The following is an 18,673-nucleotide window of genomic DNA, read 5'->3' as shown; positions in this document are numbered from 1 at the left end:
GCTATTCATACCGATAGCCACCGTCAACAACTGTCACGACCGCAAGGCCCGTGAGGCAGCACCGTGCCTGCGGAAATAGCCGAATGGCTTCACACATCACCGTCCGCCGACACCCCGCTTCACAACCGCCCCCCGCTGCAACACATACTCGACCCGCGTGCCTTCATCGGCCACCACCCCAATATCCTCAAGCGGATTCCCATCCAGTACGACGAGGTCGGCGATCGCCCCCACCGCAACCACCCCAAGTTGCCCCGTCATATTGACGATCTCGGCCGCCACCGTCGTCGCCGACCTAAGCGCTTCCAGATTCCCCAGCACCTCCGCCCGAATCCGAAACTCACCGGACTGAAACGCATGCATCTCGCCGAGCAGGTCCGACCCGAACCCCATCTTCACGCCGGCCTTTGCATAGATCTCAAGCGACTCGCGTCCTTTCTGCTGCACGGAAGCCACCTTCGCGATGGAGTCAGCCGGCATCCCGAACTCCGCCCCATGCTTAGCCAGCGCGTCATACGTCACCAGCGTCGGCACCACAAACGCCCCACGCTCACGCATGAGCATCGCAGCCGCTTCATCCACGAGATTCCCATGCTCGATCGTCCGCACGCCGCACCTCACAGCCCGCGCAATCGCCCGCCCCGTATACGCATGCGCCATTACATAAGTATTCGCGGCTTCGGCCTCATCGACGATCGCCCGAATCTCGTCCTCCGAATACTGCGTGTTCGCGATCGGATCGGTCGGCGAAGCCACGCCGCCTGACGCCATGATCTTGATCTGCGTCGCGCCTTTCTGAATTTCCTCACGCACGGCGAGCCGCACGCCTTCGACGCCATCGACGACGCGCGCAATCGCCCCCGTCCTGAAGCAGCAGGAGCAGGGCTCCAGCACATCGCCACGCGGCCGAAAATCCCCATGCCCGCCGGTCTGCGACAGCGCCTTCCCCGACGGAAAAATCCGCGGCCCCGGAATCAGCCCTGTCTCAACGGCCTGCATCAAACTCCAATCCGCGCCCCCCGCATCCCGCACACTGGTAAACCCCCGCGACAACATCGCATCGAGAATCGGCAGCGACCGAATCGCCGCGAGAATATTCGGCTGCGTTGCATTCGCGCCGAGGTTCGCATTCGACGCCAGCACATGCACATGGCAATCGATGAACCCGGGCATCACGGTCTTGCCGCGCACGTCGATCACCTGCGCATTCGGCAAATCCACCGGCCGATCGGTGACTTCGACGATCCGCTCGCCTTCGATCACGACATGATGATGTTCGAGCAACACGCCTCGTTCGAGGTCGAGCACGTTGCCGCCTTGAAGCACGGTAATGGTCATGAGCAAAAATCCTTATCGAGTCGTTGCGGCCGCACGCTTCGCATCCTTCACGAAGCGCGTGCCGACGAAACTGACGGCCGCCGCGAGCATCACGTAGAACGCGGGCGCCATGTTGCTGCCGGTGCGGGCGATGAGCCACGTGATCAGGAACGGCGCGAACCCGCCGAAGATCGTCACCGCGAAGTTGTACGCGACGGACAACCCGGTCGACAGCACCTTGGTCGGAAACAGCTCCGCGAACGCCGCGAGGATCGGCCCCGTATAGGCCGCGATCAGCACGCCGAACACGGCCTGGAACACGATCAGCGACGCGAACCCGGGCGCATGGTTGATCCACGAGAACATCGGCCACGCGAGCACGAGGATCGCGAGCGCCGAGCCGGACAGGAACACGCGGCGTCCCCACGCGTCGGCGAGTCGCCCGACGATCGGCGAGCAGCACATGATCATCAGCCCGCCGACCATGCCGGCCGTGAAGCCGGTCGATTGCGGCAGATGCAGCGTGCGCACGGAATAGGTCGGCATGTAGAACAGCAGCACGTAGGTGCAGACGGTCCACAGGATGACCATCGAGAAACTCGCGAACGTCTCGCGCGGATACGTGTGCAGCACTTCCTTCAGCGGCGAGCTTTCCTTCGCCTGCGATTCGACGGCGCTGAATGCGGGCGTCTCGTCGATATGGCTGCGAATGAAGTAGCCGACCGGCCCGACGATGATCCCGAGCAGGAACGGCAGCCGCCAGCCCCAGCTATGCAGCGCCTGCGTGTCGAGCGACGTCGTGACGAACGTGCCGGTCGCCGCACCGAGCAGCACCGCGAAGCCGATGCTCGACTGTATCCAGCTCGAGTAATACGCGCGCTTCTCCGGCGGCGCGTATTCGGTGAGGAACGCGGTGGCGCCGCCCATCTCGCCGCCGGCCGAGAAGCCTTGCAACAGCCGCGCGACGACGATCAGGAGCGGCGCGGCGATGCCGGCCTGTTCGTAGGTCGGCGCGATCCCGATCAGCGCGGTGCCGGCCGCCATCAGCAGGATCGTGAGCGACAGCGCGGCCTTGCGTCCGACCTTGTCGGCATAGACGCCGAGCACGATGCCGCCCACCGGCCGCATGAAGAAGCCCACGCCGAACGTCGCGACGGTGAGCAGCACGGACGTCAGTTCGTTGCCGGTCGGGAAGAACAGCTTCGCGATGATCACCGCGAAGAAGCTGTAGACGGTGAAGTCGAACCATTCGAGACCGTTGCCGATCACGGTCGCGACGATGGCGCGGCGGCGCTGTTGCACCGCTGCATCGACGGCAGGCGCGGCGCGCGGGGAAAGCGTTCCTTGCATGGTCTCTTCCTTGGTCAGAAGACGGGGCGGCTGCCCCGCGTGAATCCCATGCTAAGGACAGCCGCAATTTTTTCTGAAACGAAAGATTCGCATGCCTGCATGCGCTGCACGCATGGATCGGGCGCGTGGTATTCAGGCCCCGGTTTGCTGCTCCGCCTGTTCGAACAGCCAGCGGGTGAACAGGCGGGCGGCCTGGTTCTGCGCGCGGTCGTTCGGCGAGATCACGTAATAGCCGCCGCCGTGGCTCGCGGACGCTTCCGTCACGCGCACGAGCAGGCCGGCTTCGATGCAGGCGTCGATCATGTAGCGCCAGCCGAGCGACACGCCCTGACCGAGTATCGTCATCTGCACGATCTGCGGATAGGAGTTGATCGTGATGTCCTGCGGCTGCGCCTTCTGCCGGTCGACGTCGTTCAGGTCGAACCATTCGGACCACGACATCCATTGGCGCTGGCCGTCTTCGAGGCGCAGCAGCGTTTCGTTCGCGAGATCGGCCGCGTCGAGCGTGCGGCCGGCCAGATAGCCGGGCGCGCAGACGGGGAACACTTCCTCGTCGAACAGCCGGCGCGCGGTGTATTCGGCCGGCGCCTGCTGGCGCACGTAGTAGACGCCGACGTCGAATTCCGCGGGCGACATCGACGCAAGGCCGTCGCGCACGATCAGGCGCAGCTTGATGTTGGGATAGGTGGCGCGAAAGTCCGGCAGCCGCGGCGTGAGCCACAGCAGCGCGACGCCGGACGAGCACGCGATCGTCAGTTCGAGATCGCCGTACGGTTTCATGACGTCGTGCGTGGCTTCCGCGCATTGCACGAGCAGACGGTGGACTTGCGCCGCGTATTGCTCGCCGGCGATCGTCAGCCGCAGCGAACGGTGTTCGCGCACGAACAGAGAGCGGCCGAGGAATTCCTCGAGCTGCTGGATCTGGCGGCTGATCGCGCTTTGGGTCAGGTGCAGTTCGGCGGCGGCTTTCGTGAAACTCGCGTGCCGCACGGCGGCTTCGAACGCGATGAGGCACTGAAGGGGCGGCAGGGGCGTGATGCGCATGGCGGGCAGGGGAATCAGGGGAGGCGCTGTCTCCATGATACGGGCGGTCCTGACGAAAATCGCCACTCGTGACGGGGCTGTGGATTCGCCCTATTCGTGCGAAGATTGCGCGAAACAACACCAACACCGACACGTACCCGAGAACGACGTGACCCTATTGAACCCTGAGAGCAAAGTGAAAGCCGTCCACCCACCCTGGATGCCCGTCGCGCTGGCCGAACTCGGCATCCGCCGCCACCCGCCGGGCAGCATCAACCCGCGCATCGTCGAATACAACAACCAGACGAACCTGGTCGGCTACGACGACAAGATTTCTTGGTGTTCGTCCTTCGTGAACTGGTGCATGGCGCACGCCGGATTCCGCGGCACCGGCTCCGCGCTCGCGCGCTCGTGGCTCGAATGGGGCAAACCGCTGGAGCGCCCGGTCTACGGCTGCATCGCGATCCTGACGCGCGATGATCCGACGAGCTGGAAAGGGCATGTTGGTTTCTACCTGCGGCACGACGCCGAACACGTTCACCTGTTTGGCGGCAACCAGCTGGAAGAGGTCCGGGAACTTGCGTATCCGTTGCATGAGGTGATCGGATACCGTTGGCCGGCTACCGAATGACCGTGCAGCGGTAACACACAACAATCCAGAACAAGGAGCCCGCAGTGCAAACCGGCAATCTCCGCCTCTACGCGGATGCGCAATACAAGAGCCATTATGCGATGTCGGTCTTCGTCGCGCTCGAGGTTGCAATGCTCCATAAAATTTGGCCGGCCTGTTATTTCTAACAGATCTTTCCTCTCAGTGGAAACGTTTATCTACAAAATCGAGTAACTCAACACGGTTGCTCGGAGACCGATTTAGCGTGCATTTTGTAGAATTGCACATGCTCCTGAAGAAGGCGAAGCGATCGGGCGTTTCAATCCTGGATAGTGAGGGAGTCGGTCCGCTGCTTGTTTCGGCGTTAATTACTGTAAAAAATGCCCTTGTTGTCGATGCGAAAGATTAGAAAGCATTGAAACATAAAATGACGTCGGTTGTCGGGAGACTGTTTTTACGTTTGTTATCAAAGCGGATAGGTCGTTGTGGCAAAATCTCTTTCGACCTTTCGCGCTGCCTCCGATTTACGTTCATTTTTTCGTCCAGAGGAGATATTCGAGATGGGTAGGTTGCCCAATTCGTTGATGCTTGACGCGGGTATCGAGCAGACGAACCGAACGCTCGTCCTGGAAACGCCCCTCGGGGCGAAGGTACTGTTGCCCCAACGCGCCATGGGCGAATCGCGCGTGGGCCGGGATTTCGAGCTCACAGTGGACGTCGTGACCCGGGAGCGCGCGCTTCATTTGAAGAAGCTGATGGCGCAACCTGTCACATTATGGGTGCGTCAAGCCGACGAGTCGTACCTGCCTTGGCATGGCTACGTCCATGCAACGCGACGCCTCGGAGCGGACGGGGGACTCGCTTACTATCAGCTTTCGTTTTCGTCGTGGATGCGCTTTCTGCAGTACCGCAAGGACGCGCGCATTTTCCAGGACCTAACGACCGCCGACATCCTGACTAAAGTGTTCAGCGGCCATTCGCAGGCGCGCGGTCATTTCCGGCTCGATGTGAAAGACCCGGGCGCGGTTCGCTCGTACTGTACTCAGTACGAAACCGACCACAATTTCGTCCATCGGTTGATGGAGTCGGAGGGATGGTTCACGTATGTCGAGCATGCAGAGGACGGTAAGTCGCATACGATTGTCGTGACCGACGACCTCTTCAATTGCAAAGCGCTCGCTACCCAGCGAGTACCGTTCTATCGCGGCGACCGAGACGGCCAGGCTGGCACACTCGTCGAATGGAGCGGCGAGCGTACGACGCAAAGCGTCGGATATGCGTTCAGCACGGCGGATTACAAACGTCCGGCACGCACGTTGCAGCGGGCGGACCGGTCCACGGTTGACCAAGGCGATATCCCGCAGGAGTTGGAAGTCTACGAATACGCGGGCCACTATAGCTTTCCAGTCACCGGCGAGTCATACGACCGTGGCGAGCGCGCTATGCGAATTCGGCTGGAAGAGATGGCCTCGCGCAGCAAACGGTTTTTCGGGGTGGGCAGTGTTCCGTGCATGGACGCCGGTCGATGGTTCACGCTCGAAGACCATCCCGAGCACGACGCAGACAAGCCTGAGGACCGCGAGTTCGCGATTCTTGGCGTGCGTTGGGCTATCCAGAACAATCTGCCGTTGGGCAACAGCCGCCCCTTTCCGGGTAGCCTGCAGCGACGCCTGTCGCGTCTGCGTGCCGAATACAAGGACCGGCAGGCCGCATTCGTATCGAAGGACCCGTTAGGCAATGAAAGTTTCGTGCTGGCCGAAATCGAGGTCCAGCGCCGCTCGGTGCCATTCCGCAGCCCGTTCGAGCACAGAAAGCCGGTCATGCATATGCAGACCGCCACTATCGTGGGACCGGCGGGTGAGGAGGTGTACACGGACGAGTTGAACCGGGTGAAGGCTCAGATGCACTGGGACCGTCTGGGGAGCAATAACGAGACGTCATCGTGCTGGATGCGGGTAATACTGCCGCACGCCGGCAAGGGATTCGGCGGTGTGTTCGTCCCTCGAATCGGGCAGGAAGTGGCCGTCAATTACCTCGACGGGGATTGCGACCGGCCGGTCGTCAGTGGAGTGCTCTTTCACTCTGTCAACACGCCACATTGGCATTCGAACGGCCTGCTGTCCGGTTTCAAGTCGCAGGAGTACAGCGGTCAGGGTTTCAATCAACTCGTCTTCGACGACTCCACGTCGCAGAACCGGGCGCAGCTTTTCAGCTCGACGGCGAATTCATATCTTCACATCGGCTATCTCATCGACCACAGCGGCAATACGCGCGGCAACTACCTTGGCACTGGCTTCGAACTGAAGACCGAGGCGTCAGGCGCCCTGCGGGCCGGACGCGGGCTCTACGTATCGACCTACGCCCGCGGCGGCACGTCGAGTCAGCCGCTGGATGTGAAGGAAGCCACGCAACACCTTATCGATTCGAGCGGCGTGATTCAGCATCGCTCACTCGCTGCTGCTGACGGCCAGGCCGAGACCCTGGACGATGCACAGGACGCCATCAAGGACTTCGCTGCGACGACGCAGAGCGATGCACAGGGTTCTATGGCGGGCGGCAGGACAGCGGGTGGCGGCACCGGAAGCGCCAATGCGTTTTCGCAACCCGTCATGTTGCTTGCGAGCCCGGCTGACATGGGCCTGTCGACACAGAAGTCGCTCCACGCAGCAGCTACCCAGCACGTCAATTTGGTTAGCGGAGAGAGCACCTACGTTTCGGTGGCGAGGTCGTGGATTGCCAGTATTGGCGAGAAATTAAGCTTCTTCGTGCAGAATGCCGGTATCAAGCTGTTTGCCGGCAAAGGCAAGGTCGAAGTGCAGGCGCAGTCGGACAACATCGAACTTACGGCAGACAAGACTGTAAAGGTCGTGTCCACTTCCGATTCGGTGAACGTTACAGCCCAGAAGGAAATCACCCTTACCGCCGGCGGCGCATCGATTCGCATCGCCGAAGGTAAGATCTTCATCCATGCGCCGGGGCTGGTCGAGGTCAAGGGCAGTCCGCTCATCTTCGATGGCCCGGCGGGCGATAGCGCGTCGGCGCAGCTTGCGCCTTCAAAGTCGTGCGCCCAGCAGTTCGCAGCCGCGGCCCAGGCCGGCTCGGCACTCGTGTAGGGCGGTCGGTATGGTTCACTACGTTATCGTCGAAGTCGTGAACGGGAAGCCCGAGTTGCCTGGTGTGCCGCCGGTCTATGAAGTCGGTGAGTTGGTTCCCGCGGCGCGTCCCGAACTCGAGGGTGTGGCTCCCGTGCTTTACTGTGCCGAGCATCCCGAGCTGCAATTGCCAGCGTTGAGAGAGCGCGCCGAATCGGACCTGGAGAATGGCTTGCCGCCGGTCGTTTGCGCCATTGTCGAATGCGGCAAGGCGACGGGCCGGCTGCAGCAACATCTGTCGAACCGATTGTTACTACAGGCGCCGACTTCGGGTGATGCGGTCTTCCGCTACTACGACCCGCGCGTGTTTCCGCACTTGGGTCGCATCTTGAAGGCCGAGCAGATGGATGCGCTTCTGGGGCCGGTTGCAACGTGGACGTACCTCGACCCCGTGAGCGGCTGGACGGTGGTCAACGGCGCGGCCGAACCGGAAGCCGCCTTCGCGGTTACTGCGGACCAGCACGCACGAATTGCGCGCATCGAGTTGGTTCAACGCGGGCTTGACCTACTCCGTTGCAATGGTACGGCGCCTCGTCCCGATATGTCGGCGCTGCTCGACGCGCAACTTGCAAAAGGAGAGGCTCACGGGCTCGCCGGTGGGGACCTGCTTGCTTTTGCACTTCACGGCACACTCGTTTCCCCCTGCTTTGACCGTCACCCGCGTGTTCGGGCCATTCTGCAGGCGCCGCGGAAAGGCCCGTATGCTGAAGCGGTAGCGAACTGGAGCGCGGCAGACTGGGAAGCGATTGCTCGCGAGAGCCTCCAATATCAATGAGCCCGGGTGGCGGCACGAGAGAGATAAAGAATGGCACTCGACACGAATTTTGCGAGTATTTCGCAGCTCACGCAGTCCGCGATGCAGACCAGTTCGCGTGCGCCGAATTCATGCAGCATGTGCAAGAAGAAGGGATTGCCGATTCTGCCTGTCCGCTACGGGGTCGTGGCCAACTCCAAGGCTCACAGCTCTGCTGGCGCGATGTCGCTCATGGGCGGAAAGTTTGGCGACGGCGTCGTCGGTATCGCGCTCAAAAAGGCAAAGTACACGCTGCGCACCCTGCGCTACGGCTATGTGTATATCTTCTATCCAAAGACACAGCGATGGCAGATATACGCGGTTACGGCGGAAGGATACTTGTACGACTATCCGGTCGGCATCAAGCTCGACCGTAGTTTTGAGAAACCGTTCAGTTGCCACCAACCTGGGCATGCGCAACTGGCTCAATGCATCACCGTTGAAGACGCCGAACATGCCGGAACCGTGTATCTGGCGTTCAGCGATGAGCTTTGGACACAGAAAGTCCGAGACACCTACGCGAAGAACTTCATGGGTTGTCGTGACAAGCGGATGCAGAAGTTCGATGCAACCGCCTGGTATAACGGCAGCATGAACCAGCCGCACGCGGATAGCCTGGACCATCTCGAGGGGCTACTGAGCGAATACAAGGGCGGTCGTCCCGATGCGCTCGTTACCGGTTGCTTTCCGTACCATGACCGTGCCGGGCAGCAGCCGGCCCTGAAAAAGGCGATGGATTCCATACTACCGGACAAGGGGCTGTTCTTCGCGTTGTGGGACCCGGTTGGCATCACGCAGGAACTCAATTTTGAGCAGCGCGTTGCTTTCGGCGCAGCGCTTGCGCCGTATGAACACGGAATATGGGCCTCCAGCGCAATCGACGCGCTGCAAAAGGCGGTCGTGGTTTCGGCGAAAGAGGACGTGGAACGTGCCGCCGGCATGCTGGAAGCCAATACTTATGAGGGCATGGGCCTCGGGGCTCTGTTCGATGGTGGCAAGGCGCTCGAGAAGCGGCTCAAAAGCATTGAGGCGCAGAAGGAATCTGAACTTGCAACAGCCGGACCGGAGGCATGGAAGCCCTACACAACCCACTATCGGCAGCAGGCTATCGTCGACTTTCGGCAACAGATGGCGAACGCGATGAAGTCGGAGCAGGCGAGCACGCTTATACCGCTGTCGCAAGACCATCAGGCGTGGCTGTCCAGTTCCGCATTGTTGAACGTTTTCGAGTCGGATTACGAGCCGGGAAGTTGGCGATGCGGGCTGAACTATACCAACACATTTACACGGTGCATCGAAGGCTCGGCTGACCGCAAGAATGCCGTCGATGTGCTCGTCAAATGGGCTAAAGGCAACGTATCCGATACCCGTAATCCGCTGTTGCGGGCGTTCGTCCTAAACAGCCCGGTGCTGGCTGAGAAGGTCAAGGAGGCGTCCGGCTATCCGTACATGGAACTGAGGGAGTTCGTCGCGAAGCTCATAGAGTCGTACAGCAAGATAGAGGGCGTGGAAGAGTCGAAGGATAAGGGCGTCAAAGTTGCTGTTGCGAAGGCGTTAGCATGGCTTCTCCATGAGACAGGTGGGCCCGTGGCCGAAGCTATCAGCGCGAGTGTAGATACGGCTGCAACCAAAGTGCTGTATGCGACTCTGTGCATGCGAACGAAACAGCTGTTCGAGTTTAAGGTCGTATACGGTTCGGTAAACCAATGGGTGAACTACATCGCCCGTCAGATGCAGGAAGTGATGCCGGGCCGGCAGAAAATCAGTGTCCAGGACCTGAAAAAGCAGCTTCAGGACAAGGCCTCCGTAGGCGGAGGCGTAGACGCGGAGATCAAGGCGAAGCAGTTCGTGCCAGTCGAAAGCCCGGCGACAGAGGCCGCTGCCCTGGCTGGCGTCAAAGCCAAACCCGGCTTCGAGAAATTGGCCAGTGCGACGTTGACACCCGACGTGGTCGAGACGATTTACATGCCGAAATTTAGGCTCATGACGAAGGGGGAGCCTGGGTTTGCGGGCATCGGGGCGATATTCAGTGCTATCAATCTTCGCTTTGCTCGGGAAGAATTGAAGAAGGCGAATCGGTTCAATCAATCGGAGGCCGGCATCAAGTTCAACAACGCCATTGGTGGACTCGTGGCGAGTGTTGCGCAATATGGTTCGGCTGCAATTGACACCGTCGGAAAGGCTGGGGCTCAGTTGGGTACAGGCTGGCTTCGACTAGAACGTTTCCTCAACGTCGCGGGGAGGTACGGCGGCGCGGTGGTTGGGCTCGTGTCTGCTGCGATTGACATCTATCATGCCGTGCAGGATTTCAAGGAAGGTAATGTGACGATGTTTATACTGGATGCCGCATCAGCGGTTGTCGGTCTTGCCCTCGCTTACTCTGTCATATTCCTTTCGGCATCCGCTGCAGCGGTCGTGGCCCTGCCGCTTCTGCTTATCGCTGCCCTTATTGGTATCCTCATCAACTACTTCAAGGGTAAGGAAGTGGATGAGTGGCTTGAGCGATGTTTTTTTGGTCTGAAAGAGGCCAAAGAGCGGTTCCCCACTCTGGCCGAAGACCAAAAGGCATTTACGGCAATGCTTTCGTGATGGAGAAAAAAGATGGCATTTGACGGACTCTCGTGGTACCGCCTGAACCGGCCGGTCAGCGAGGAGGAGCAGGCTGCCCGCCTCGCAATCGGACAGCCTGCGTCTGACACGGCTAAGGATGAGCGTTCAGTATTCTCGATGAGCGATACTTGCCTAGAGGTCCGAGACGGAAACTATTCGGAGAAGGGCTGGGGGGTCTTTGCGTTTATGTTACCGGGGCTCGGTTCGTTGGCATTCACGGCGGCCCTTCTTTGGATGATGACTCATGTACCTCCTATCTACGAGCAGCGGGGACAACTGGGGCTCATTTATGGAGTGCTTTCGTTTTTCTTGTTTGTCGCGCTCGGTTTCTCGGGAATTGGCATTTGGGCATTGACACGCGACTGTTTCAATTACACCTGCAAGCCCGTCCGGTTTAACCGGCGTGACCGGATGATTTACGCGTTCAAGCACAATGGCCCTGGCGGGGTTGTATCGGTACCCTGGGATAGCGCCTTCCTGTACGTCGAACGCAAACCCAGAAGCGGCCCCACGCGCACGGCGCCGCGCGTGGTTCGTTGCCTGGTTCTTGACGACAAGGGGATGGTCAAGGATACATTCTCGATGGGAACGCGAGTTGTCCTGTCGTCCGATGAGGGAAGCGTCGGGGGACAGGAGGTCATGAAAGTCCTCTACCAGGACTTTGAGTTCTACCGGCGATTTATGGAAGAAGGCCCCGCTTCGCTGCCCCCGGTGACCGAGTTCCTGCCGAAGGGAGCCTCCCTGCGCAATTCGCTGAGGTTGAATTTCGACGGAACCTCGGGCCTACTTAAGTCGGGCAATCCGATAGTGTGGCTGGTGGTGGCGGTCGGGGCACTTCCCGCATTCTCTCAATCCCTATTGCATTGGCTCGCCCAACTGACTTGCCGCGAACCGGTATGGCCGGACGATATCGAGCGGGCGTGCAATGCTGCGACGCCGTCCAACGGCCTTACAGCATGAGCCGCCGGTTCATTCGTCAGGGCGATAAGACTGACCGCAACGGGGTTGTGGTTGAGGGTATCGCAGGCACCTCGTTGCAAGGCCAACCTTTCGCTTATCTGGGCGCCCCGGTTCAATGTCCCGCCTGTGGCACGACGGGTGTCATCATAAGCGACGGCTCGCCACGTGCGATGACGATGATGGGTAAGCAGGTCGCATTAGAGAACGATTTGTGCCAATGTAAATGTGAGCCACTGCCAAAGCTGATTTCGTCCCAGGCTCTCGGTTCAATAAAGACATGACGGCGCGTCGCTGCCTGTTGCAGGGCAACGGGCGCGGTTGTTGAAACGTATCAGCCACGGGCTCGTTGCCGCTCGCGATGAGTTGTACGGTCATTTCCTATCATGATGCGGACGATTGCAGGGGTGGCGTGCGCAAGATGTTTGATCCGCTTGATAGCCATATAGCCGATGGCGTGCCAAGGCGACGGCGCATGACCGTGAATGGCCACCTTCGCAGTGGATTACCATCGGTACGATTTCTATCGGTAGGGCTTCGACAAAGGAGTGAATCGCCTGAGCCTGCTCTGCGGTGAACGTGCGGGCGAGTTTGTCCCGCGGCCTCTTCGATAGATTCGGGTTCAGGAAATCGGTGTCCGCAAAGCTCAGTCGCCGCAGATGGCCCTGAATCAAGCGTACGCTCATGCCGCGCGCATACATGCTGATGACGTGATCATCGAAGCCGGGCAGCCGGCATTGATACTTGCCGGCCAATTGCCGTTCGAACGTTGCCTGCCGGTCATGCGGAATATCCAGCTTCAGTTCGCCGTTGGGGCGTGAGGAACGTCTTGGTGCGGGTGCCATTGCGGTTGCCGGCCTTGCCTTGCTCGGTCCCGGCTTCCGGATGGTGGCTCATCTCGGCCGCGAGCATGCGCTCGGCCAACCGCTTCCCGAGCTGGCCGGCCAAGCCCCGATTCGCCCCAGGATCGACTCGGCGTTCTTGCCCTGAACCTGGGCAAGCAACTGATCGTCAGTTCGTCGGGAAACACCTTCGGCGCCTTCGGATTCTTGCTTTTCTTGATCACTGTTGCATCGGTCATAGGACGTTAGTTCCGTTATCGTTTCATGACCTCGGCACACTAAAAGTCTGACAGGCTCCCGCATCGTGATCCCACCTAGTTCTTTGCCACAGCTTCGGTTTCCGCCCGCGGTCCACCCGCCGCCTCATTCCTGCTCCACCCACCCCCAAGTGACCGATACAACGCCACCGCCGCGAGCGCATGTTCGCGCTTGACCTGATTGAGCGAATCCGAATCCCGCAAATAAACCTCCTGCGCCGACAGCACATCCAGAAAATCCGTCGCGCCGCCCTTATAGAGCTGATTCGCCAGCCCGAGCGCTTTATCGGAAGCCGCCAATGCGCTACCCAGCCTTCGCGTCGCCTCATCGGAACTGACGAGATTCGCACGCGCATCCTCGACTTCCCGCAGTGCTTGCAGCATCGTCTGCCGTAACCCGAGTTCCGACTCGCGCATTCGGCTTTCGCTCTGCGAGATATCGGCGGCAATCCGCCCCGCGTTGAAGATCGGGCTCGTCGCGCTCAGTGCCGCGCTGAACAGGTTATCGGTCAACGTCGGCAGCCCGAGATAGGAAGCCGCCAGAATCCCGTCCGTCAGGTTCAACGAAAACTTCGGATACCGCTCGGCCTTCGCCACGCCCACTTGCGCCGCACGCCGCTCGACCTGCGCATAGGCAGTCAGCACATCCGGCCGCCGCAACAACGCCTGCGAAGGCAACGTCCCAGGCGCGCCAATCGGCGGCGCGGGAATCTCCCCGGCCTGCGCCAACACGAGCCGATCGACCGATTCCGGCGTCCGCCCCGAATACACGGCGATCAGATTGAGCTGATGCGAAATCTGCGCCTGCGTCGGCGGAATCCGCGCCTCGAGCGCGTCGAGCTGGTTCTGCGCACGCGTCACGTCGAGTTCCGTCGACAGCCCGAACGCCTGCCGCTTGCGTGTGAGTTCGAGCGCATGCTGCCGGATCTTCGCGTTGTCCTGCAGGATCTTCAGTTCCTGCTGCGCCCAGCGCAGATCGACATACGCGGATGCCGCGTCGGCCGCGAGAGCGAGGCGCATCGCATCTTCCGCGTGCTTTTGCCCGACCAACTCCGCTTGAGCGGCCAGCAAATCGAGCCGTTCACCGCCGAACACATCGGGCGACCAGCTCAGTGCGAGGCCCGCGCCGGCCTGCCGCACATAACCGAGCGGCGGCGGCGTGTTCTGCCGCGCGTCGGCTGCATGCGCGGTCGCGTCGAGTTCGGGCAGCAGCACCGCGCGTTTCTGCACGGTCAGCGCCTGCGCCTGCTTCACGCGTTCGGCGGCGGCTTGCAGATCGAGGTTCCCGTCGAGCACGGTCGCGATCAGCCGGTCGAGCACGGGGTCGTGGAACTGCGCCCACCAGGCAGCCGCATCGATGTCCGCGCGCGGCACGTCGGTATCCCACGCGGTGGGCGCGAGCGTCTGAACGGATTCGTTCAGCGCCGGATGCTGCGCGGGCTGCACCGCACACCCTGCGGCGAATGCGCTGACGGCCAGCGCGACGAGTAGCTTCTTCATGATGATGATCCCTGGGCCTCAGTGCGCGTCCGGCGGCGGCGCGTTCAACGTAATGGGTTTGGAAAACACGACGGCAAGCAGCGCGACGACGAAGCACAGCGACAGCGCGTAGTACGCATCCGCATAGGTGAGCGTCAGCGCTTCGCGATAGATCAGCCGATGCAGGTTCGCGAGCCCGGCCTGAGCGGTGTTCAGCGTATTGCCGGCCACCGATCCCCAGTACGCGGCCTGGCGATCGAGCAGCGACGCGACCTGCGGCTCGCCGGCGCTCACGTGTTCGTTCAGCCGCAGGTAATGAAAATTCAGCCGGTCGTTGAGCATCGTCGCGCTCACCGCGATGCCGATCGCGCCACCGAGGTTGCGCATCAGGTTGAACAATCCGCTCGCCGATTTCAGGCGCGACTGCGGCAGCGAACCAAGCGCCATCGTCACGATCGGCGGCACGCTGAACTGCTGGCCGATGCCGCGCAGCGCCTGCGGCAGCAGCAATTCCTGCCAGCCCCAGTCGTGCGTGATCGGCGTGTACAGGTAGCAGCCGAGGCCGAAGCAGATGAGCCCGAACACGAGCAGCGCACGCATGCTGACGTAGCGCGCGGCAAACGCATACGCGCACAGCGCGATCAACTGGAACGCGCCGACCGACAGCAGCGTGATACCGATCTGCAGCGAGCTGAACGCACGCACCTGCGCGAGAAACAGCGGCGTCAGGAACACGGTCACGAAGATCCCGATGCCGGTCACGAACGACAGCAGGCTGCCGATCCCGAAGTTGCGCACGGCGAGCGCGCGCAGGTCGACGATCGGATCTTTCGCGGTCAGCGCATGCACGATGAACAGGAAGCCGCAGATGCCGGAGAGCCACGCGCAGATCACGATCGCATCGTCGCCGAACCAGTTCTTGCGTGGGCCTTCCTCGAGCACGTATTCGAGGCAGCCGAGGAAGCCCGACATCAGCAGGATGCCGAGATAGTCGCCGCGCTTGATCAGGCTGAGATCGGGCGCGTCGATATGCACGTAGCGCGGCACCAGCGCGGCGACCGCGATGCCCGGCACGAGGTTCAGGTAGAACAGCCAGTGCCACGACCATTGATCGGTGATCCAGCCGCCGATCACGGGGCCGATCGCCGGCGCGAGCGATGCGAGCGCGCCGATGGTCGTCGACGCGATCAGCCGCTGCCTGCCGGGGAACAGCACGAACGCGGTCGTGAACACAGTCGGGATCATCGCGGCGCCGAGCGCGCCCTGCAGCCCGCGAAACAGGATCATCGAGTTGATGTCCCACGCGAGCCCGCACAGCATGCTGGTGATCGTGAAGCCGACGGCCGACGCGGCGAACAGCCAGCGCGTCGACATCACCTTCGACAGCCAGCCCGACATCGGGATCACGATGATCTCGGCGATCAGGTACGCGGTCTGCACCCACGACAGTTCGTCCTGGCTCGCGGACAGCCCGCCGCCGATGTCGCGCAGCGACGACGCGACGATCTGGATGTCGAGCGTCGCCATGAAGAAGCCGACGCACATCAGCGCGAACGCGAACACGCGCTGTCTGGTCGGTTGCGACGCGGGGTCGCCGGAAAACGCGGTGGTCATCGTCGGCTCCCGCTCAGTGCTGGTGGTCGGTATGCACGGTCACGACCGCGGACAGGCCGGGGCGCAGCACCTGCTCGATACCGGGCTGCGGATCGAGATGCACGCGCACCGGCACGCGCTGGACGATCTTCGTGAAGTTGCCGGTCGCGTTCTCGGGCGGCAGCACGCTGAAGGTGGCGCCGGTCGCGGGCGCCAGGCTGTCGACGCGGCCGTGCAGCCGCGTGCTCGACGCATCGAGCGCGACGTCGACGCGGTCTCCCGCGCGCATCTTGCGCAGCTGGTCTTCCTTGAAGTTCGCGTCGATCCACAGGCCGGAGGCCGGCACGACCGTCAGCAGCGGCACGCCGACGTTCGCGAGCATCCCGACGCGCCCCGTGCGGTTGCCGACGTAGCCGTCGACCGGCGAGCGGATCGTCGTGTATTCGACGTTGAGCGCCGCGACGCGCTGCGCGGCGAGCGCGGTGTTCACGCGGGCCCGCGCATCGGCGAGCTGCGCGCCGAGCACGTCGAGCTGCCGCTTCGATGCGAGCAGCGCGGCGTCGCTGCGTTCGACGGCCGCGCCGGCCTTCGAGTAATCGGCGTCCGCGCGCTCGACGATCTGGTTGGATACGGCGTCCGACTTCACCAATTCGCGGTAGCGCACGCGGTCCGACGCAGCGCGCGTCAGCTCGGCCGACGACGCGTTCTTGTCGGCCGCGTGCTGGCCGATCACCGCGTATTGCAGTTGCTGCTTCGCTTCGAGTTCGGTCACGGCGGAGCGCGCGCTGTCGACTTCGGCGCTGGCCTGCGCGAGCTTCGCGTCGTAGTCGCGCGCATCGAGTTGCACGAGCACGTCGCCGGCCTTCACGCGCTGGTTGTCGGTCACGAGGATCTTGTCGACGAAGCCGTTGACCTTCGGCGCGAGCACGGTCACGTCGCCACCGACGTACGCGTCGTCGGTGCTTTCCTGGAAGCGCAGCACGAACAGCCAGTCGAGCGCGGCGGCCGCGACCACGACGACGACGGCGCCCACCGCGATGCGCATCCACGGTACGCGGCGTTGCTGCTTGGCGGGCCGCTCGGTTGTGGCTGCTTCGCGTGACGAGGCAGCGTCTTGGGTCGTATCCATCGATTCACCTATGTATATGCACTTATTAAAACGATCGACGGCACGACGTCGATCGGGGAAAGGGTTAGCGTTCCGGCAGGTTGTGCGTGATGCGGAACAATTCGTCTCTCAGTCGGGCCGCCTGCACCGACCCGAAGCACCGCTCGAACGCTTCCTGCGCGGCGAGCCAGTGCACGTGCGCATCGGCCACCTTCGTTTCGCCGTGCGCGGTCAGCGCGAAGGTCTGACCGCGGCACGGCGGCTCGATCCGCCCCGTCACCAGCGCCGCGCCGACGAGCGGCTTGAGCGCGCGCAACAGCGCGGTGCGTTCGATCACCAGCACGTTCGACAGCGTCGCCATCGTCAGGCCGGGCCGCTCGCGCAGCAGCGCGAGGATGCTGTACTGCGACGGTGTGACGCCCGCCCGCGACAGGTAGCGCTCGTAGAACTGCGAGATCCGCCGGGCGGCTTGCCGGACCGCGAAGCAATCGTCATCGGTGAGCGTGGTCTTGTGCATGTGCACATGTTAGGTGGCGACGCGGCGCGAAGCGAGGGGCGCGGTGGGATCAGATTGGTGTCGTGGCTGTATCAATCGGCGTCGGAAACGCGCATTCGCGCGCCCGGCGTCACGCCGCTGCCGGAACGATCCAGCCTTCGCGGTCGCAGTACGCGGCCGTGTAGTCGATGAACGCCTTCACCTTCGCGGGCAGCAGCGCGCGGTTCGCGTACGCGAGCTTGATTTCGACGAACGCGTCGACGAGATCGGCTTCTTCCAGCAACTGCACGAGCGCGCCCGATGCGAGTTCGGCCTGGACGAGCGTCTTCGGGACGACGCCGATGCCGAAGTCGTGCATCACCATTTCGCGGTTGAACACGGGGCTGTTCGACGAGATGTCGAAACGGAACGGCACGGTGAGCATGTCGCCGTCGACCCGGAACGACAGCGCCGGGCGGCGCAGCGACGGCGAGATCGGCACGAACGCGTGATCGGCGAGGTCGGCCGGCGTCTCGGGGCGCGCATGCGTCTGCAGATACGCAGGCGTCGCGACGATCACGACCGGAATGCGCTCGACCAGCCGCACGACGGTCGATTCGCTCGTCAGCATGTACGGCACGACGATGCCGATGTCGTAGCCTTCGCCGACCAGATCGACCGGGCGCTCGGTCAGCGTGACGTCGAGGCGCACGTTCGGATGCGCGCGCTTGAAGCCGGCGATCAGCGGCACGAGCCGGTTCAGCGCGGCCGTCGTATGCGCGACGAGGCGCAGCAGGCCTTCGGGCTCGCGCGTGTGCGTCTGCGCTTCCACTTCCAGCGCGTCGAGTTCGTCGAGCACGGCCGCGCAACGCTCGTAGATGCGTTCGGCCGTTTCGGTCAGCGATACCTGGCGGGTCGTCCGGTGCAGCAGCCGGCTGCCGAAACGCGCCTCCAGATCCGCGACCGCACGCGATACGACCGGCCGCGCGAGGCCGTGCATGTCGGCGGCGCGCGTGAAGCTGCGCATCTCCACCACCGACCGGAAGATGCGCAGCTTGTCGATGTAGTCCATGTCGGTCTCCTTGACGCGATGGCCGGCCGCCGGCC

General features: G+C 62.3%; 14 protein-coding genes and 1 pseudogene. 6 read left to right on the top strand and 9 right to left on the bottom strand.

All coding sequences use genetic code 11. From position 1 onward, the window contains the following. Nucleotides 1-96: 96 nt before the first annotated feature. From H0X90_RS04575 to H0X90_RS04565, 3 genes are all read right to left on the bottom strand, one after another. Nucleotides 97-1,338, bottom strand: coding sequence for an amidohydrolase family protein (locus H0X90_RS04575; RefSeq protein ID WP_077190824.1), 1,242 nt, complete (start codon nucleotides 1,336-1,338; stop codon nucleotides 97-99). A gap of 12 nt (nucleotides 1,339-1,350) precedes the next feature. Beyond that, the gene (locus tag H0X90_RS04570) at nucleotides 1,351-2,667 is read right to left on the bottom strand and encodes an MFS transporter (RefSeq protein WP_077190823.1); all 1,317 of its coding nucleotides are present in this window, start codon (nucleotides 2,665-2,667) and stop codon (nucleotides 1,351-1,353) included. 132 nt (nucleotides 2,668-2,799) lie between these two features. After that, nucleotides 2,800-3,711 (bottom strand): LysR substrate-binding domain-containing protein, encoded by a 912-nt coding sequence (locus H0X90_RS04565; RefSeq protein ID WP_034178642.1) that lies wholly within the window; start codon nucleotides 3,709-3,711, stop codon nucleotides 2,800-2,802. A 199-nt stretch (nucleotides 3,712-3,910) separates the two neighbouring features. Between H0X90_RS04565 and H0X90_RS04560 the strand changes: the two genes are divergently transcribed. From H0X90_RS04560 to H0X90_RS04535, 6 genes are all read left to right on the top strand, one after another. Next, nucleotides 3,911-4,321 carry a TIGR02594 family protein gene (locus H0X90_RS04560; protein WP_006496036.1) on the top strand — a complete coding sequence of 137 codons (411 nt, stop codon included), beginning with the start codon at nucleotides 3,911-3,913 and terminating at the stop codon, nucleotides 4,319-4,321. Between the two features lie 539 nt (nucleotides 4,322-4,860). Continuing rightward, nucleotides 4,861-7,413: a type VI secretion system Vgr family protein gene (locus H0X90_RS04555; protein ID WP_048988736.1), complete on the top strand. Its 2,553-nt coding sequence runs from the start codon at nucleotides 4,861-4,863 to the stop codon at nucleotides 7,411-7,413. A gap of 10 nt (nucleotides 7,414-7,423) precedes the next feature. Beyond that, complete coding sequence (locus H0X90_RS04550; RefSeq protein ID WP_048988734.1) at nucleotides 7,424-8,227, top strand: DUF4123 domain-containing protein; 804 nt, start codon at nucleotides 7,424-7,426, stop codon at nucleotides 8,225-8,227. Nucleotides 8,228-8,257: 30 nt separating this feature from the next. Next, complete coding sequence (locus tag H0X90_RS04545) at nucleotides 8,258-10,834, top strand: T6SS effector BTH_I2691 family protein (RefSeq protein WP_048988733.1); 2,577 nt, start codon at nucleotides 8,258-8,260, stop codon at nucleotides 10,832-10,834. 12 nt (nucleotides 10,835-10,846) lie between these two features. Further along, entirely contained in the window at nucleotides 10,847-11,815 is a 969-nt protein-coding gene (locus tag H0X90_RS35700; RefSeq protein ID WP_011694664.1) for a DUF6708 domain-containing protein, read from the top strand. Further along, on the top strand, nucleotides 11,812-12,096 hold the full coding sequence (locus H0X90_RS04535; protein WP_077190822.1) for a PAAR domain-containing protein: 285 nt from the start codon (nucleotides 11,812-11,814) through the stop codon (nucleotides 12,094-12,096). Before H0X90_RS35700 ends, H0X90_RS04535 begins: the two co-directional genes overlap by 4 nt. A gap of 372 nt (nucleotides 12,097-12,468) precedes the next feature. Here H0X90_RS04535 and H0X90_RS04530 read toward each other — a convergent pair. The 6 genes and pseudogenes from H0X90_RS04530 to H0X90_RS04505 all read right to left on the bottom strand — a co-directional run. Next, a pseudogene (locus H0X90_RS04530) lies at nucleotides 12,469-12,893 on the bottom strand (transposase); the annotation flags it as partial. Nucleotides 12,894-12,968: 75 nt separating this feature from the next. Next, nucleotides 12,969-14,411 carry an efflux transporter outer membrane subunit gene (locus tag H0X90_RS04525; protein ID WP_077190821.1) on the bottom strand — a complete coding sequence of 481 codons (1,443 nt, stop codon included), beginning with the start codon at nucleotides 14,409-14,411 and terminating at the stop codon, nucleotides 12,969-12,971. Nucleotides 14,412-14,429: 18 nt separating this feature from the next. Further along, nucleotides 14,430-16,004, bottom strand: a complete 1,575-nt coding sequence (locus tag H0X90_RS04520) for a DHA2 family efflux MFS transporter permease subunit (RefSeq protein ID WP_077190820.1) — start codon at nucleotides 16,002-16,004, stop codon at nucleotides 14,430-14,432. 13 nt (nucleotides 16,005-16,017) lie between these two features. Next, nucleotides 16,018-17,112 (bottom strand): HlyD family secretion protein, encoded by a 1,095-nt coding sequence (locus H0X90_RS04515; RefSeq protein ID WP_034202668.1) that lies wholly within the window; start codon nucleotides 17,110-17,112, stop codon nucleotides 16,018-16,020. 64 nt (nucleotides 17,113-17,176) lie between these two features. Further along, nucleotides 17,177-17,608 (bottom strand): MarR family winged helix-turn-helix transcriptional regulator, encoded by a 432-nt coding sequence (locus H0X90_RS04510; RefSeq protein ID WP_006491751.1) that lies wholly within the window; start codon nucleotides 17,606-17,608, stop codon nucleotides 17,177-17,179. A gap of 109 nt (nucleotides 17,609-17,717) precedes the next feature. After that, the gene (locus H0X90_RS04505; protein ID WP_006491760.1) at nucleotides 17,718-18,638 is read right to left on the bottom strand and encodes a LysR family transcriptional regulator; all 921 of its coding nucleotides are present in this window, start codon (nucleotides 18,636-18,638) and stop codon (nucleotides 17,718-17,720) included. Nucleotides 18,639-18,673 lie beyond the last annotated feature (35 nt).

Origin of the sequence: Burkholderia sp. 9775_39, assembly GCF_015712225.1 — a bacterium.
Classification (GTDB): Bacteria; Pseudomonadota; Gammaproteobacteria; order Burkholderiales; family Burkholderiaceae; genus Burkholderia; species Burkholderia cenocepacia.
The sequence above is the reverse complement of the archived record's forward strand: the minus strand, read 5'-3'. Positions and strand labels throughout refer to the sequence as shown.

What these genes read in the sequence shown, in the direction of transcription:
- H0X90_RS04575 (WP_077190824.1), bottom strand. Translation starts at nt 1,338, where the DNA reads ATGACCATTACCGTGCTTCAAGGCGGCAACGTGCTCGACCTCGAACGA.
- H0X90_RS04570 (WP_077190823.1), bottom strand. Translation starts at nt 2,667, where the DNA reads ATGCAAGGAACGCTTTCCCCGCGCGCCGCGCCTGCCGTCGATGCAGCG.
- H0X90_RS04565 (WP_034178642.1), bottom strand. Translation starts at nt 3,711, where the DNA reads ATGCGCATCACGCCCCTGCCGCCCCTTCAGTGCCTCATCGCGTTCGAA.
- H0X90_RS04560 (WP_006496036.1), top strand. Translation starts at nt 3,911, where the DNA reads ATGCCCGTCGCGCTGGCCGAACTCGGCATCCGCCGCCACCCGCCGGGC.
- H0X90_RS04555 (WP_048988736.1), top strand. Translation starts at nt 4,861, where the DNA reads ATGGGTAGGTTGCCCAATTCGTTGATGCTTGACGCGGGTATCGAGCAG.
- H0X90_RS04550 (WP_048988734.1), top strand. Translation starts at nt 7,424, where the DNA reads ATGGTTCACTACGTTATCGTCGAAGTCGTGAACGGGAAGCCCGAGTTG.
- H0X90_RS04545 (WP_048988733.1), top strand. Translation starts at nt 8,258, where the DNA reads ATGGCACTCGACACGAATTTTGCGAGTATTTCGCAGCTCACGCAGTCC.
- H0X90_RS35700 (WP_011694664.1), top strand. Translation starts at nt 10,847, where the DNA reads ATGGCATTTGACGGACTCTCGTGGTACCGCCTGAACCGGCCGGTCAGC.
- H0X90_RS04535 (WP_077190822.1), top strand. Translation starts at nt 11,812, where the DNA reads ATGAGCCGCCGGTTCATTCGTCAGGGCGATAAGACTGACCGCAACGGG.
- H0X90_RS04525 (WP_077190821.1), bottom strand. Translation starts at nt 14,411, where the DNA reads ATGAAGAAGCTACTCGTCGCGCTGGCCGTCAGCGCATTCGCCGCAGGG.
- H0X90_RS04520 (WP_077190820.1), bottom strand. Translation starts at nt 16,004, where the DNA reads ATGACCACCGCGTTTTCCGGCGACCCCGCGTCGCAACCGACCAGACAG.
- H0X90_RS04515 (WP_034202668.1), bottom strand. Translation starts at nt 17,112, where the DNA reads ATGGATACGACCCAAGACGCTGCCTCGTCACGCGAAGCAGCCACAACC.
- H0X90_RS04510 (WP_006491751.1), bottom strand. Translation starts at nt 17,608, where the DNA reads ATGCACAAGACCACGCTCACCGATGACGATTGCTTCGCGGTCCGGCAA.
- H0X90_RS04505 (WP_006491760.1), bottom strand. Translation starts at nt 18,638, where the DNA reads ATGGACTACATCGACAAGCTGCGCATCTTCCGGTCGGTGGTGGAGATG.